The sequence below is a fragment of the Prescottella sp. R16 genome, from assembly GCF_030656875.1.
Classification (GTDB): Bacteria; Actinomycetota; Actinomycetes; order Mycobacteriales; family Mycobacteriaceae; genus Prescottella.
Map to the genome: position 1 here is coordinate 3,437,739 of NZ_CP130943.1, position 14,379 is coordinate 3,452,117.

Consider the following 14,379-nt stretch of genomic DNA (forward strand, 5'->3'; position numbering starts at 1 on the left):
CGTGCAGTGGTCGTTTCGATACTCAGGCGAGCGCCAGGAACAGCTTCTCCAGTTCCGCCTCGGTGAGCGGCTCGGACGCATTCCCGTTGCCGGACAGGCATTCCCGCATCCCGCTCGCGACGATCTTGAATCCGGCGCGGTCGAGGGCCCGGGACACCGCCGCCAACTGGGTGACGACGTCCTTGCACTCGCGTCCGTTCTCGATCATCGAGATGACACCCGCCAACTGCCCCTGCGCGCGGCGCAGGCGGTTGAGCACCAGTGCGATGCTCTCCTCGTCTCCGGTCATGGAACCTCCTCGTTTCTCTGTCAGATTACCCTCAGGGGTATCCGGCCGGGTCCGGCTGTGAGGACGATCATCAGCCGGACCCGGCGCGGGCTCACCCGTGCGAGAACGTGATCTTCGGCAGGGCCTTGCGCAGCCAGGCCGGCGACCACCAGGCAGCGTTGCCGGTCAGCCGCAGCAGGGCCGGCAGCAGCACCAGGCGGATCAGGACGGCGTCGAGCAGCACGGCGATGCCGAGCAGGATGCCCATCTCCTTCGGCGGCAGCGGTTCGGCCAGCGCGAAGCTGAAGAACACGCCCACCATCACGGCCGCGGCCGCGAAGATGACCCGCCCCGAGTGCGCCATGCCATCGATCTGGGCGCCGCGCGCGTCACCGGTCTTCTCGTACTGCTCCTTGACGGTCGACAGCAGGAACACCGTGTAGTCCATCGCGATCGCGAAGATCATCGCGAAGAAGAACACCGGCCCCCAGCCGTCGAGGAAGCCCTGCGGGGTGAAACCGAGCAGCCCGGACAGGTGCCCGTCCTGGAAGATCAGCTTCGCCGCACCGAACGCCGCGCCCGTCGAGAGCAGGCTCACCACGGTGCCGATCAGGGAGACCAGCGGGGCCTGCAGCGCCACGAGCAGCAGCAGGAAGCCGAGCACCAGGATGACGCCGACGACGAGCGGCAGGTAGTCGTTCAGTGCCTGCTGCAGGTCCAGGTTCTCCGCCGGCGCACCGCCGACGAGGGCGCTGTCGGGCAGGTCGCCGCGCAGCGTGTCGAGGGTGCCGCCGAGCGCCGGGTCCGACGGGTCGACCGTCGGCAGCGCCTGCATCATCACCAGGCCGGAACCGTCGGGCGCCGGCATCGCGGGCGTCACCGCGGCCACGCCGTCGACGGTTGCCGCGACCTCGGCCGCGGTCTGTGCGTCGGCCTCGGGGACGACGATCTGCAGCGCGCCCGGCGCACCGATACCCATCTGTTCCTGCACCAGTTCGTAGCCCTGGCGCACCGCGGCGTCCTCGGGGACGACCTGGATGGACGGCATCGCGACCTTGAGCCCGAACACCGGGATCGCCAGTCCGACCAGGACCACGACGGCGCCGACGGCGAACGGCCACGGGCGCCGGTCGAGCAGCTTGCCCCACTTGGTGAACAGCGGGGAGCCGTCGGTCTGCTCCTGCTGCTTCTTGGCGTACGGCAGCGAGCCGGCGTTGACCTTGCGGCCCAGTTTGGCCAGGACCGCGGGCAGCAGGGTCAGTGTCGCCGCGAGGACGAACACGACCGCGAGCATGATGCCGACCGCCATCGTCCGGACCGCGGGTGCGGGCACCAGCAGCACGGCCGAGAGGCTCACCAGCACCGTCAGCCCGGACAGCAGCACGGCCTTGCCGGCGGTGTCCATGGTCTCGGCGACGGCGAGGCGCGCGTTCGCGGTCTTGCGCAGCGCGTCCCGGAAGCGGACGACGAGGAACAGTGCGTAGTCGATGCCCAGTGCGAGCGCGAACATCATCGCGAAGTTCATGGCCCACACCGAGATCGGGGTGATCTCGTTGAGCAGCACCAGCGCGCCGGCGGACGCGACCAGACCGGCCATCGTCAGCAGCAGCGGCAGTCCGGCGGCGACGAGGGAGCCGAACGCGAGCACCATGATGCCGAGCGTGACGGGCCACGACACCATCTCGGCCTTGATCATCGCGTCGTGGTTGGCCTTGTTGAAGTCGCTCCACAGCGCCGATGCACCGGTCGGGTAGACGTCGATACCGTCGCCGGAGAGGGCCTTCAGGTCGTCACCCAGGTCGTCGACCGCGCGCACCATGTCGTCGGTGTTCGCGTTCGCGCCGGCGACGAGGATGCCGGTGTGCCCGTCGGGGCTGACGGTCATGCCGGGCTGCGGCGGGATCACCTCGCCGATGCGGGCGTCGGCCTTCAGCACCGACGTCGCGTCACCGAGCACCTGCTGCACGGCCGGGTCGTCGAGCGGCTTGTCGTCGGAGTGGACGACGACCTGGATCGCGGACGACGCGTTGCCGCCGAAGTGTTCCTGCGCGAGTTCGCGCACCTGCACGGACTCGGAGCCGTTGGCCTGCCAGCCGGCACCGGCCAGTGAGCTGAACACCGACGGTGCGGCGGCGCCGAGTGCGACGACGAGCACGAGCCAGGCGGTGATCACCCATTTGAAGTTGTCGGCCATCGCGGCGCCGAGCCGGGCGAGTGGCCCGCCGGCGGACGCGGTGGATGGCGGCGGGGAGTCCTGCCGCGCTCCAGTGGTGGTCATGGGAGATGCCTTTCGGTGTGTACGGAAAATACGGGTGGGGGTATATGGAAGGGTTAAAGGGAACCCGGTCGAGAACCACTCGGTTTCGACCGGGTTCGGGTGGGTCTAGCTGCCGGATTCGACGGTGCGGCCGGACTGCAGCCACGCCATGGTGCCGCCGGCGACGTTGACGGCGTCGACGCCGCGGGCCACCAGGTATTCGGCGGCCTGCGCACTACGGCCACCGGCCGCACAGATCAGGTACACGGCACCGTCGGCCGGAACCTCGTCGACACGGGAGACGAACTCGCTCAGCGGAATCGAGACCGCGCCGGGCACCCGGGCCTCGGCGAACTCGTCCGGCTCACGGACGTCGACGAGCGGGGCGCCGGTGGCGAGCACCGCTTCGAGTTCGGTCACGTCAATTTCGCGCATGAGGTTCCTTCCGGAGGTTCTGTGATTCAGGAGATGCCGACAGCCGCGTTCACGCGCCGCCCCGCATCCCACGTCTTGTAGCCGCCGTCGAGGTTGGCGGCGGGCCGGCCCAACTGCCCGAGCAGGCGTGCCGCGGTGTGGCCGCGCTGACCCACCTGGCAGTGCACGATCAGGTCACCGGCCGGTAGTTCACCGACCCGGTCCCTGAGCTCGTCGAGCGGGACGTTGACGGCGCCGGGGATGGCGCCGGCCGCGAACTCGTCGGCGGTGCGGACGTCGACGAGCGACGCGCCACCGGCGACCAGGGTATCGAGTTCGTGCCACTGGACCGTGCGGGTGGAGTCGGTACGCAGATTGTCGGCGATGTAGCCGAGCATGTTCACCGGGTCCTTGGCCGAGCCGAACTGTGGCGCGTACGCCAGCTCGAGGTCCGCCAGGTCCGACGCGGTCAGCCCACCGGCCATCGCGGTGGCGATGACGTCGATGCGCTTGTCCACGCCCTCACCGCCGACGGCCTGGGCGCCGAGGATGGCGTCGGTCTCCGGATCGACCAGCAGCTTGATCGCCATCTGCTGCGCGCCCGGGTAGTACCCGGCGTGCGACTGCGGATGGGTGTGAACGGCCCGGTAGGGACGGCCCGCCGCACGCAACCGCTTCTCGTTCCACCCGGTCGCGGTGACGATCAGCCCGAACACCCCGACGATCGCGGTGCCGGACGACGACTTGGCTCGCACCGGACGACCCGCGATGACGTCGGCGACGAGCCGACCCTGCCGGTTGGCCGGGTTGGCGAGCGGGATCATCGCGGCACCGCCACCGACCGCGTCCCGCTTCTCGACGGCGTCACCGACGGCGAAGATGTGCGGGACCGAGGTGCGCATCCGGTCGTCGACGACGATGCCGCCCCGCTCCCCCAGGTCAGCGCCGGCCATCTTCGCGAGCGTGTTCTCGGGCCGGACGCCGATCGCCATGACGACGACGTCTGCCGGGAGCGTGCGCCCGTCGGCGAGCTCGGCGGTGTCCGCACCGATCGAGGTGAGCTGGGTGCCGAGTTCGAGACGCACGCCGTTCTCGCGCATCCGATCGGCGACCGGGGCCGCCATCTCGGGGTCGAGCGGGGCGAGGACCTGGTCGGCGAGTTCGACGACGGTGACGTCGAGGTTCCGGTGGCGCAGGTTCTCGGCCAGTTCGACGCCGATGAACCCGGCGCCGACGATGACGGCGCTGGGCGCCCCGGACGTCTGCGCCGACTCGATCTGCGCGACGAGCCGGTCGACGTCCTCGACGTCGCGCAGGATCAGGGCGCGTTCGACACCGGGCAGCGGCGGCACGATGGGGCTCGCGCCGGTACTCAGGACCAGTTCGTCGTAGCTCTCGACGTAGGTGTCACCCGACGCGAGGTCGCGGACGGTGACGGTGCGGGCGTCCGCGTCGATCGCGGCGACCTCGCTGCGGACGCGGACGTCGAGCCGGAAACGGGCGCCGAGACTCTCGGGGGTCTGCAGCAGCAGCTCGTCCCGGTCCTCGATGACGCCACCGGCGTAGTACGGCAGACCGCAGTTCGCGAACGACACGTGCGCGCCGCGCTCGAACACGACGATCTCCGCCGACTCGTCCAGACGACGCATGCGGGTGGCCGCGGACATCCCCCCGGCGACACCTCCGACGATGACAACCTTCACGATCTACCTCCTCGATGTTGCGACCGACTATACCCCAGGGGGTATCCAATGGGGCGTCTCGTGCTGTGAGCCTGCTCTCAGCGGAAGTCCTGCGGCCTGCCCGACATCCGCAGGTCCCCGGACTACAGGGGCGCGGGGATCTTGCCGGACCGGTAGGAGTCACCGGCACGGGTGGGACGCCAGATGCGCCAGCGCTTCGCCGACAACCGGAACGGGAGATTGTCCTGCAGATGTCGAGCGCCCGGAGCCAGCCGCCGGTCTGCGGGCAGGTTCAGCCACAGCGACAGCGCAGACCCCGCGGTACCGAGGGTCACGCGAATCCCCGAGTCTCCCAGCAGGCGCCCGTACCCGTCCACGACGAAACGACCGAAGGCGTCGGGAGTGACGTCGGGATACGGCGTCCCGACGTCCGGGTCGACGAGTCGCACGGACAGGCCGCCGGCCAGCACGGCCAGAGAGCCCCCGTACGACGTGACCGCATCGGCCCCGGCGGCGGCGAGCACCTCGAGTGCGTCGTCGACGAACTCGGGCCGCACGTTCCATTCCGTGTGGGTCCGAGCCCGGCGGCGAGGTCCGCCGAAGCGCTCGGTCGCGAACCCCGTCAGTTGCCCGGTCGATGCCAGTGGCCCGTCCGCGGCGACGCGGAACACCCACGACGGCGCCGACATCGACTCGGTGCAGGCGTCGACGAAGTGCCGCACGCGCTCGAACGCCTTGCCGGGATGTCCGACGCGCAGCGAGTGGGCACCGCCGGCGGACGCGGGCAGCCCGTCGTACGTCACGACCTCGGGCGAAGCAGCACTCGGTGTCCGCGTCATCGGCCCAGCATAGGTATCCGCCGGACCCATCCGGACATCGCTCGCACAGCGGACCGGATACGAGCGAACCCGTGCGCACGGCCGGGATGCAAGGCCTCATGGACTCGAAGGGCTGCCCGGCAGGGAAAGGATGTCTCCGATGAGCAAGCTGTCCGTCATCTACTACTCGGCCACAGGGCACGGCACCACGATGGCCGAACGTGTCTCCCGGGCCGCGCAGGACGCGGGCGCGGAGGTTCGGGTGCGTCACATCACCGAAACCCGCGATCCCGAGACTTTCGCGACCAACCCGGCGTGGACTGCGAACTATCTGGCCACCAAGGACCTGCCGGTGGCCACCGGCGACGACATCGTCTGGGCCGACGCGGTGATCTTCGGATCGCCCACCCGGTTCGGCAGCACCGCGAGCCCGTTCCAGGCCTTCATGGATTCCCTCGGCGGCCTGTGGGCGCAGGGACTGCTCTCGAACAAGGTGTATGCCGCGTTCACCTCGAGTCAGACCCGGCACGGCGGCCAGGAGACCACCCTGATGGCGCTGTACACCTCGCTCATGCACTTCGGCGGAATCCTCGTGCCACCCGGATACACCGATCCGGTGAAGTTCGCCGACGGCAATCCCTACGGCGTGAGCCATGTGACGGGACCCGAGAACCGCAACCCGTTGGACGAGGACACGAGCGCAGCACTCGACCACCTGGCGACGCGGGTCGTGACGATTGCCGACAAGCTCACGGGTACACCGACGCCACCGGAAACACCCTAGACCCGACAGTCACTTCCGCCACAATTACCGTGACGCCAATTCTTACCTCGAAGTAAGCCGCTTCTTTTCGTAGAAAAAATCATCCGATCGGCGTCGAAAATTCTTCTCATTTTCGCTCAGAAGCTCTTCGTAAGAACTGCACGTAATACGTGTTACGCTAATTTCAAACCCGGAACAAACCGGACACCCCGGGGCCTGACCTGGACGAATGTCAAGCATATGGGGATACGAACTCGACCTGCGTGATGCGTCTCACCGCTATACCCTGCTGCTCGACGGCACTCGGACCGAGAAATCATTCGAGAACACGAGCCTGCCCGTCGCCACACCAGAACGCGGCGCCCTCCGGGGGATTCGACACAACGACGTGGACGATTCATGTTTTTTGGGCGCCCGACCAATTCACATCATGGGGACGGAAATGACCACCGATACGATCGGCACTCCTGCCACGCGCCACATCACGATGGCCGACCTTCCTGCACTCGCCGGCACGAGCCTCGGGTCCTCGCGCCGCGTCCTGATCACACAGGAACAGATCACCCTCTTCGCCGACGCGACCAACGACCATCAGTGGATCCACATCGACGCCGAGCGTGCCGCCACCGGACCCTTCGGCACGACCATCGCGCACGGCTATCTCACCCTGTCGCTCGCCGTGGAACTCCTCTTCGATCTGCTCGACGTCACCGACGCCGCCCAGGTGATCAACTACGGACTCGACAAGGTCCGCTTCCCCGCAGCCGTGCCGGTGGACTCGTCGGTCGGCGCGGTCGCCGAGGTCACGTCCGTCGAACCGTGCGCCGGCGGCTATCAGGTGGCGGTGACCCTCACCTTCGACGCGCTCGGTATCGAACGGCCGGTGTGCGTCGCGCAGATGCTGCTGCGCTACCTCGGTCCCGTGAACACCGTCACGACCGGAGACAACCGTGCTCGATAGGACCCTCCGCTCGCTCTCGTCCCGCATCGACCCGGCCGGCTGGTTCGCGGCGGGTGCCTCCGTCGCCAAGAACGCGGCCCGCAACCCCGTCGGGGTCGCCGCCGCGACCGGAAAACTCGCCGCCTCCCTGGCACAGGTCCCCGCCGACGTCGCCCGCGTCGCGATCGGGGCCGACACCACCGCGCCCGCCCCGGACGACCCGCGGTTCCGTGACCACGCCTGGCAGGACAATCCCGCGTACTTCGCGATCCTGCGCTGGTACCTGTGCACCCGTTCGTACGTCGACAGTCTGGTCGATGCGGGGACCGACGACCCGACCACGGCAGCCAAGGCCCGGCAGTTGACGAACCTGCTGCTCGACATGGCCGCCCCGAGCAACAATCCGTTCACCAACCCGACGGTGGCCACCCGCGCGATCGCCACGGGTGGCAAGAGCCTGGCCCGCGGGGCTGCGTACCTGCTCGAGGACATCGTCGAGCGTGGCGGTCGCCCCAAGCGGATCGACGACACCGCGTTCACGGTCGGCAAGAACATGGCGATCACCCCCGGCGAGGTGGTCTACCGCAACGACCTGATCGAACTGATCCAGTACGCGCCCCAGACCGAGCAGGTCCACGCGGTTCCGCTGCTGGCGTGTCCGCCGTGGATCAACAAGTTCTACATCATGGACATCGGCCCGGGCCGGAGCTTCGTCGAGTGGGCCGTCCGCCAGGGCCGGACCGTCTTCCTCATCTCGTACCGCAACCCGGACGCGTCGATGAGCGGGATCGGGTTCGACAACTATCTCGTCGACGGCGTGTCCGCCGCGATGGACGTCGTCGAGGACATCACCGGTGCGCCGACCGTCGACCTCGTCGGCCTGTGCCTCGGCGGCGCGATGGCGTCGATCGCGGCCGGCTATCTCGCCACGGTCGGCGATTCCCGTATGGGCACGCTGACGCTCGCGAACACGCTCCTCGACTACAGCAATCCCGGCGAGCTCGGCCTGATGACCGACCCCGAGACGCTCGCCAAGGTCGATCTCCTGATGCAGCGAACCGGTTGTCTCGACGGCAAGAACATGAGTCGGACGTTCGATCTGCTGCGTGCCAACGACCTGATCTTCCGCTACTGGGTGAGCCGCTGGATGCTCGGCGAGGAACCGCAGGCGTTCGACCTCCTCGCCTGGAACGAGGACTCGACCCGGATGCCCGCATCGATGCACAGCACGTACCTGCACACCCTCTACGGTGAAAACCAGCTCGTCCAGGGAACTTTCACGATCGCCGGCCAGAGGATCTCTCTGTCGAAGGTCACCGGGGACGTGTACCTCGTGGGCGCGCAGGACGACCACATCGTGCCGTGGACGTCGTCGTTCGCGGGCGCCGCACTGTTCGGCGGCGACGTGCGTTTCGTGCTCTCGAACGGCGGGCACATCGCCGGGATCGTCAACCCGCCCGGCAAGAAGAGTTGGATCGAGGTGTGCGGGGCCCCCGAGAACCACACAGCTCTGACGTCCTCAGCGACACCCGAGGTGTGGCGAGCATCGGCCGAGCGTCGTGCCGTCTCCTGGTGGGAGGACTGGGCGGTGTGGGCGAACAAGCGTGCGGGCGAGCTGCAGGCCCCGCCTCCGATGGGGAGCAAGACGTATCCGACGCTCGGATCTGCTCCCGGCACATACGTTTTCGGCTGACGACGACCGAACGAAACACAGATTAGCAATCAGTATGCTAATTTGCTAACAGCTGTTCCGACACACCCGAGGAGATCTCATGGCCACACAGTCCACCACCGCCAAGAACCCCGTCGCCGGCGCCGTCACGGCAGCCACCGCATCGCTCGACGAAAGCATCGAACGGGCGCAGAACCTGGGTGAGAAGTTCGTCGACACCGCGAAGGTCAGCGGCAACCTCGCCCTCGACGTCTACGAGCAGACCGTGTCCTCGATCGTCGACTTCGACCGGTCGCTCGCCAAGGCCGCCAAGCTCGACTGGGTCACGGCCGTCGTCGACGCCCGCGCCTCGCTCGTGCAGAGCATCAGCTCGGCCGCCACGACGGCCGCACGCACCGCACTCGCGTAGGACACCGACACCTCGAAGGCCCCGGCCGGTTTCCCCGGCCGGGGCCGACGCGTCGGAACCGGGAGACGGAACAGCAGGAGGCCGTGCACATGATCAGCGAAACCCTCACCGCCGCAACACTGTCACCGCTGCGGGCACTCACCGAGTGGGCCGAGTACGTGCGGGTGGCCGCGAGCCGCCGGCCGACGACATTCGCCCATCCCAGCACCGTCGTGCGAACCTGGCCCGCGGCACGGCTGCGCCGGTTCTCCCCGATCACCCCGTCGACCCCCACCCTGGTGCTGCCGCCCCTGTCCGGGCACGCCCCGACCGTGGTGGACCTCTCCCCCGACCTCGGCCTGATCGGCACCACGATCCGGGCCGGCCTCACCGGCATCCACTGCCTCGAATGGACGCCCGAGCACACACCGCACCTGAGCATCGACGACCTCGTGGCCGCCCTCGACGACACAGTCACCGAACTCGGCGGGGCCGTCCACCTGGTCTCCTACTCCCAGAGCGGATGGCTGGCCGCGATCTACACTGCACTGCACCCCGGCCGCGTCGCCAGCCTCACCGCCGCGGCCGCCCCCGTCGACTTCACCGTCGACGCACCACTGACCCGACTCGCCGCACGCTGCCCCGGCCCCCGCTTCCGTCCCACCGCCCTCGCCCACGGCATCGCGCTCCGAGCCGCCGAATGGCCCGAGGAATGCACCCGGCTCGGCGCCCTGTGGACCCACCGCGGCGACCCCGCCCGTGTGGACGCGTACATCGCGGTACAGAGCTGGCTCGACGCCTCCACCGGCGTCCCCGCGGACTTCTACCGGTGGACGATCCGGCACCTGTTCGCCCGCAACGAGCTGGTCCGCGGCGAACTACGCGTCGGCGGCGACGTCGTCGACCTGCGCACCGTCACGTGCCCGCTGTTCCTTCTGGCCGGCACCCGCGACCGCATCGTTCCCGAGCGGCAGGTGTGGGCACTCGCCGAGCACGCGTCGACGCCCCCGGACCGCGTCACGTGCTACCGCGCCGCCACCGGGCACCTCGGGACGATCACCGATCCGGACGTCCTGGACCGGGTCTGGCTTCCGTTGCTGCGCCGCGTCGCCGCTTCGCGATCGTGACCTCGCGGAAGGTCTCGTACATCTCCTCGAGCGTGGCCCGCTGCGCCTTGGTCAGATCCGCATCCCGCCGGATCGCGGCCACCACGTCGGGCACGTCCCCGTCGTCGGGGTGACCGGCCTGCGCCGTGAGCAGGTCCGCCGACGTGTGCAGCTGCTCGGCGATCGCCTCGAGAACCCGTTCGCTCGGCGCCCGCAGACCCCGTTCGATCTGGGACAGATACGGATTCGATATCCCGACCATCTCGGCGAACGTGCGCATCGGAACCGCCGCGAGCTCCCGCTGTTGCCGAATGAGCTCACCGAGAGTCGGTGGCCGAGTACCGTCCGCCATGCGCGTGAGCCTACTGAAGCCGGTTCCGCGGACCGGTCCGCCGAACCCTGGCCACACTTATTACTTAGGAGTAAGTTCCGGGTATGGCCACGTACATCGTCACGGGCGGCACCGGTTTCCTCGGCAGGCACACGATCGAACGACTGCTCGACCGCGACCCGTCCGCACAGGTCCACGTCCTGGTCCGGCCCGGATCCGTACCGACACTCGAACACCTGGCCGCCGGGCTGCCGGGCGGCGACCGCGTACTCGCCCTGATCGGTGATCTCACCGAACCCGGCCTGGGCCTCACCGACGAACCCCCGGCCGCCGACCACGTCCTGCACCTCGGCGCAATCTACGATCTGACGGCCGGCGAGGAGCAGGCGGCGACGAACATCGACGGCACCCGCGCGGTGATCGACCTCGCCGCCCGCGTGGGCGCGACGCTGCACCACGTGTCGTCGATCGCGGTCGCCGGAGACCATCGCGGGCGGTTCACCGAGGACGACTTCGACCTGGGACAGCACTTCCCGACGCCGTACCACCGCACCAAGTTCGAGGCCGAGAAACTGGTACGGGCATCGAGCGGGCCGTGGCGGATCTATCGTCCGGCTGCGGTGGTCGGCAGTTCGGTCACCGGCGAGATGGACAAGATCGACGGCCCCTACTACCTGTTCCCGGCGATCGCAGCGCTCGCCGCACTACCGTCCGTGTTGCCGGTCGCGGTCCCGAAACTCGGCTACACCAATATCGTCCCGGTCGACTTCGTCGCCGCCGCACTCGTCGAACTGCTCCTGCGCGACGGACTCGACGGCCGCACCTTCCACCTCGTCTCCCCCGACGACCAGCCGATCCGGCAGATCTACGCGGCGCTCGCGAAGGCCGCGCACGCCCCCACCCCGGTGGCGGATCTACCGAGGATCGTCGCCCGTCCGCTGCTCGACCCACCGGCTCCGGCGCGACCCCTCCGCGACCTGATGCTGCACCGGCTCGGCATCCCGCCCGTCCTCCTCGAACACCTCACCCTGCCCACCCGGTTCACGACCGAACAGACCCGGGACGCCCTTCGCGACAGCGGAATCGCGGTGCCGGCGTTCGACTCCTACGCCGACGCGCTGTGGTCGTACTGGCGCGCGCACCTCGACCCGGACCGGGCCCGCCGCGACGATCCGGCCGGTCCGCTCGTGCGCCGCACCGTCGTCGTCACCGGGGCCTCGTCCGGGATCGGGCGGGCCGCCGCGATCGCGATCGCCGGCAAGGGCGCGACGGTGCTGTTGCTCGCCCGCCGCGCCGACGAACTCGACGCCGTCGTGTCACAGATCCGCGAGTCCGGCGGTTCGGCGTACGCGTACCCGTGCGACATCACCGACTCCGAGGCCGTCGCCCGCACGATGAAAGCGATCCTGGCCGAACACGACCACGTGGACATGCTCGTCAACAACGCGGGCCGCTCGATCCGGCGCGGCCTGGACCGCTCCACCGACCGGTTGCACGACTTCGAGCGCACGATGGCGGTCAACTACTTCGGGGCGCTACGGGTGACACTCGCCCTCCTACCCCAGATGCGGGCCCGCCGCTTCGGGCACATCGTCGACATCAGCACCGCGGGTGTGCAGGCCCGCACCCCGCGGTTCGCGGCGTACGTTGCGAGCAAATCCGCGCTCGACGGTTTCGCCGACGTGGCCGCCGCCGAAACCCTGTCCGACGGGGTCACCTTCACCACCGTCCACATGCCGCTCGTGCGCACCCCGATGATCGCGCCGTCCGGCAGCTACAACGCCGGCCCCGCCGTCAGCCCCGAGAAGGCCGCGGCGATGGTCGTCCGGGCCCTGGTCGAGAAACCGAAACGCATCGACGTCCCCGTCGGCACGCTCGCCGAATTCGGGGCCATCTTCGCGCCGCGGCTCAAGGATCGGGCACTGTCGCGGATGTACCACGCCTATCCCGACTCGCCGGCCGCCCGCGGCGAGGCCGGCCCGGCGGCGATGCCGCCACCCGAATCTCCGCAAAATCGGACAAAACCGACCGGCACGACGGTGGTGGCAGCCCGGCTCGCCCGCCGGATCGGACGCTTGATCCCGGGCACACACTGGTAACCGGACGACGGACACAAATCCCCTGGTGACACCCGGTATTCGCGCCCGTCGATCGCACAGAATTTCGATTGCCGAAGCCTCGACGAGTTAGCCAAACCCTCTTCAGCTGTGCTATCCAGGATAGAGAGACCAACGAGAATAGGGAGAAAACTTTGACGCCAAGGATCGCGATTCTGGGAGCAGGTCCGAGTGGTCTCGCACAGCTGAGAGCATTCGAGTCGGCACGCAAATCAGGTCTTGGGTCGATGCCCGAAATTGTTTGTTACGAAAAGCAGAGCGATCTGGGCGGCATGTGGAACTACACGTGGCGTACCGGTCTCGATCAACACGGCGAACCCGTACACGGAAGCATGTACCGCTTCCTGTGGTCCAACGGACCCAAGGAGTGCCTGGAGTTCGCCGACTATTCTTTCGAAGAACATTTCGGCCGACCGATTCCGTCGTACCCGCCGCGTGCCGTGGTGCACGACTACATCATGGGGCGGGTCGACCAGAGCGACGTGCGCAAGTACATCCGCTTCGACACCGCCGTCCGCTGGGTGGAGTACATCGAACCGGAGAACGAGGGTGACACCGGAAAGTTCGCGGTGACCGTCGCCGACCACAAGGCCGGCGCACTCGAGACCGAACTGTTCGACTACGTCGTGGTCGGTACCGGGCATTTCTCCACGCCGAACGTTCCGGACTTCGAGGGCCTCCAGGACTTCCCGGGCCGCGTGCTGCACGCTCACGACTTCCGCGACGCCCGAGAGTTCACAGGTAAGCGACTGCTGTTGATCGGCAGCAGCTACTCGGCCGAGGACATCGGGACGCAGTGCTTCAAGTACGGCGCCGCCGAGGTCACCTTCAGCTACCGGTCGCAGCCGATGGGCCACGACTGGCCGGAGGGCTTCTCCGAGGTGCCGATGCTGACCGAGATCGACGGTCACACCGTACGTTTCCAGGACGGCAGCACCCGCGAGGTCGATGCGATCATCCTGTGCACCGGCTACCAGCACCACTTCCCGTTCCTGCCCGACGAGCTCGCGTTGCGCACGAACAACCGCCTGTATCCGACCGGCATGTACAAAGGCGTGGTCTCGCAGGAGAATTCACAGCTGTTCTTCCTCGGCATGCAGGACCAGTACTTCACGTTCAACATGTTCGACGCGCAGGCCTGGTTTGCACGTGACGTCATCCTCGGCCGGATCGAATTGCCTGACAACGAGACTCGGGAACGCGATATCCAGGAATGGCGGGCCCGCGAGGAAAAGCTGTCGAACGCCGTCGAGGAGATCGATTTCCAGGCCGCATACATTCGCGACCTCGTGGATCGTACCGACTATCCGGAATTCCATGTCGAAAAGCAGGGCGAACTCTTCAAGCAGTGGAAGAGGGACAAGAAGGCCGACATCATGGGCTACCGGAATTGTAGCTACGCGTCGACCTTGACCGGCACGCTCGCTCCGCCGCTGCACGACGAGTGGTTGAACATTCTCGACGATTCCGCAGAGTCGTTCCTCAACAACGATTTCGGCACTGGCAATGCACGGAAGAAGGCTCCACTCACACCGCGGAACGTGACGCCGATCGGCCCCCGGATCGTGCGGGCGCACCGGCCTCGAACCACGCGTTCGACCGAAATGTCCAGCTGATCCGACA

At 68.1% G+C, this 14,379-nt stretch carries 13 protein-coding genes; 7 read left to right on the forward strand and 6 right to left on the reverse strand.

Annotated features, from left to right (window positions below; genetic code table 11):
- Positions 1–22: 22 nt before the first annotated feature.
- The 5 genes from Q5696_RS16130 to Q5696_RS16150 form a co-directional block, all read right to left on the reverse strand.
- Positions 23–289: a metal-sensitive transcriptional regulator gene (locus Q5696_RS16130; protein WP_305092289.1), complete on the reverse strand. Its 267-nt coding sequence runs from the start codon at positions 287–289 to the stop codon at positions 23–25.
- Positions 290–380: 91 nt separating this feature from the next.
- On the reverse strand, positions 381–2,546 hold the full coding sequence (locus tag Q5696_RS16135) for an MMPL family transporter (RefSeq protein WP_305092290.1): 2,166 nt from the start codon (positions 2,544–2,546) through the stop codon (positions 381–383).
- 105 nt (positions 2,547–2,651) lie between these two features.
- Entirely contained in the window at positions 2,652–2,960 is a 309-nt protein-coding gene (locus Q5696_RS16140) for a rhodanese-like domain-containing protein (RefSeq protein ID WP_305092291.1), read from the reverse strand.
- A 26-nt stretch (positions 2,961–2,986) separates the two neighbouring features.
- On the reverse strand, positions 2,987–4,645 hold the full coding sequence (locus Q5696_RS16145; RefSeq protein ID WP_305095335.1) for an FAD-dependent oxidoreductase: 1,659 nt from the start codon (positions 4,643–4,645) through the stop codon (positions 2,987–2,989).
- Positions 4,646–4,764: 119 nt separating this feature from the next.
- Positions 4,765–5,460, reverse strand: a complete 696-nt coding sequence (locus Q5696_RS16150; protein WP_305092292.1) for a hypothetical protein — start codon at positions 5,458–5,460, stop codon at positions 4,765–4,767.
- A 139-nt stretch (positions 5,461–5,599) separates the two neighbouring features.
- Between Q5696_RS16150 and wrbA the strand changes: the two genes are divergently transcribed.
- The 5 genes from wrbA to Q5696_RS16175 all read left to right on the forward strand — a co-directional run bounded on the left by wrbA (position 5,600) and on the right by Q5696_RS16175 (position 10,329).
- Entirely contained in the window at positions 5,600–6,223 is a 624-nt protein-coding gene (wrbA, locus tag Q5696_RS16155) for an NAD(P)H:quinone oxidoreductase (protein WP_305092293.1), read from the forward strand.
- Between the two features lie 421 nt (positions 6,224–6,644).
- Positions 6,645–7,163: a MaoC family dehydratase gene (locus tag Q5696_RS16160; protein WP_305095336.1), complete on the forward strand. Its 519-nt coding sequence runs from the start codon at positions 6,645–6,647 to the stop codon at positions 7,161–7,163.
- Positions 7,153–8,835: a PHA/PHB synthase family protein gene (locus Q5696_RS16165; RefSeq protein WP_305092294.1), complete on the forward strand. Its 1,683-nt coding sequence runs from the start codon at positions 7,153–7,155 to the stop codon at positions 8,833–8,835. The genes Q5696_RS16160 and Q5696_RS16165 overlap by 11 nt, the downstream gene beginning before the upstream one ends.
- Positions 8,836–8,914: 79 nt before the next feature.
- Positions 8,915–9,223, forward strand: coding sequence for a hypothetical protein (locus Q5696_RS16170; protein ID WP_305092295.1), 309 nt, complete (start codon positions 8,915–8,917; stop codon positions 9,221–9,223).
- Positions 9,224–9,312: 89 nt separating this feature from the next.
- A complete protein-coding gene (locus Q5696_RS16175) occupies positions 9,313–10,329 on the forward strand; it encodes a polyhydroxyalkanoate synthase family protein (protein WP_305092296.1) in 1,017 nt (338 codons plus the stop codon).
- On the opposite strand, the gene Q5696_RS16180 is transcribed toward Q5696_RS16175, so the two are convergent.
- Complete coding sequence (locus Q5696_RS16180; RefSeq protein WP_305092297.1) at positions 10,259–10,660, reverse strand: helix-turn-helix domain-containing protein; 402 nt, start codon at positions 10,658–10,660, stop codon at positions 10,259–10,261. The genes Q5696_RS16175 and Q5696_RS16180 overlap by 71 nt on opposite strands.
- 83 nt (positions 10,661–10,743) lie before the next feature.
- Between Q5696_RS16180 and Q5696_RS16185 the strand changes: the two genes are divergently transcribed.
- Positions 10,744–12,738, forward strand: coding sequence for an SDR family oxidoreductase (locus Q5696_RS16185; RefSeq protein WP_305092298.1), 1,995 nt, complete (start codon positions 10,744–10,746; stop codon positions 12,736–12,738).
- A gap of 152 nt (positions 12,739–12,890) precedes the next feature.
- Positions 12,891–14,372: a trimethylamine monooxygenase gene (locus Q5696_RS16190; protein WP_305092299.1), complete on the forward strand. Its 1,482-nt coding sequence runs from the start codon at positions 12,891–12,893 to the stop codon at positions 14,370–14,372.
- The last annotated feature ends 7 nt before the right edge of the window (positions 14,373–14,379 follow it).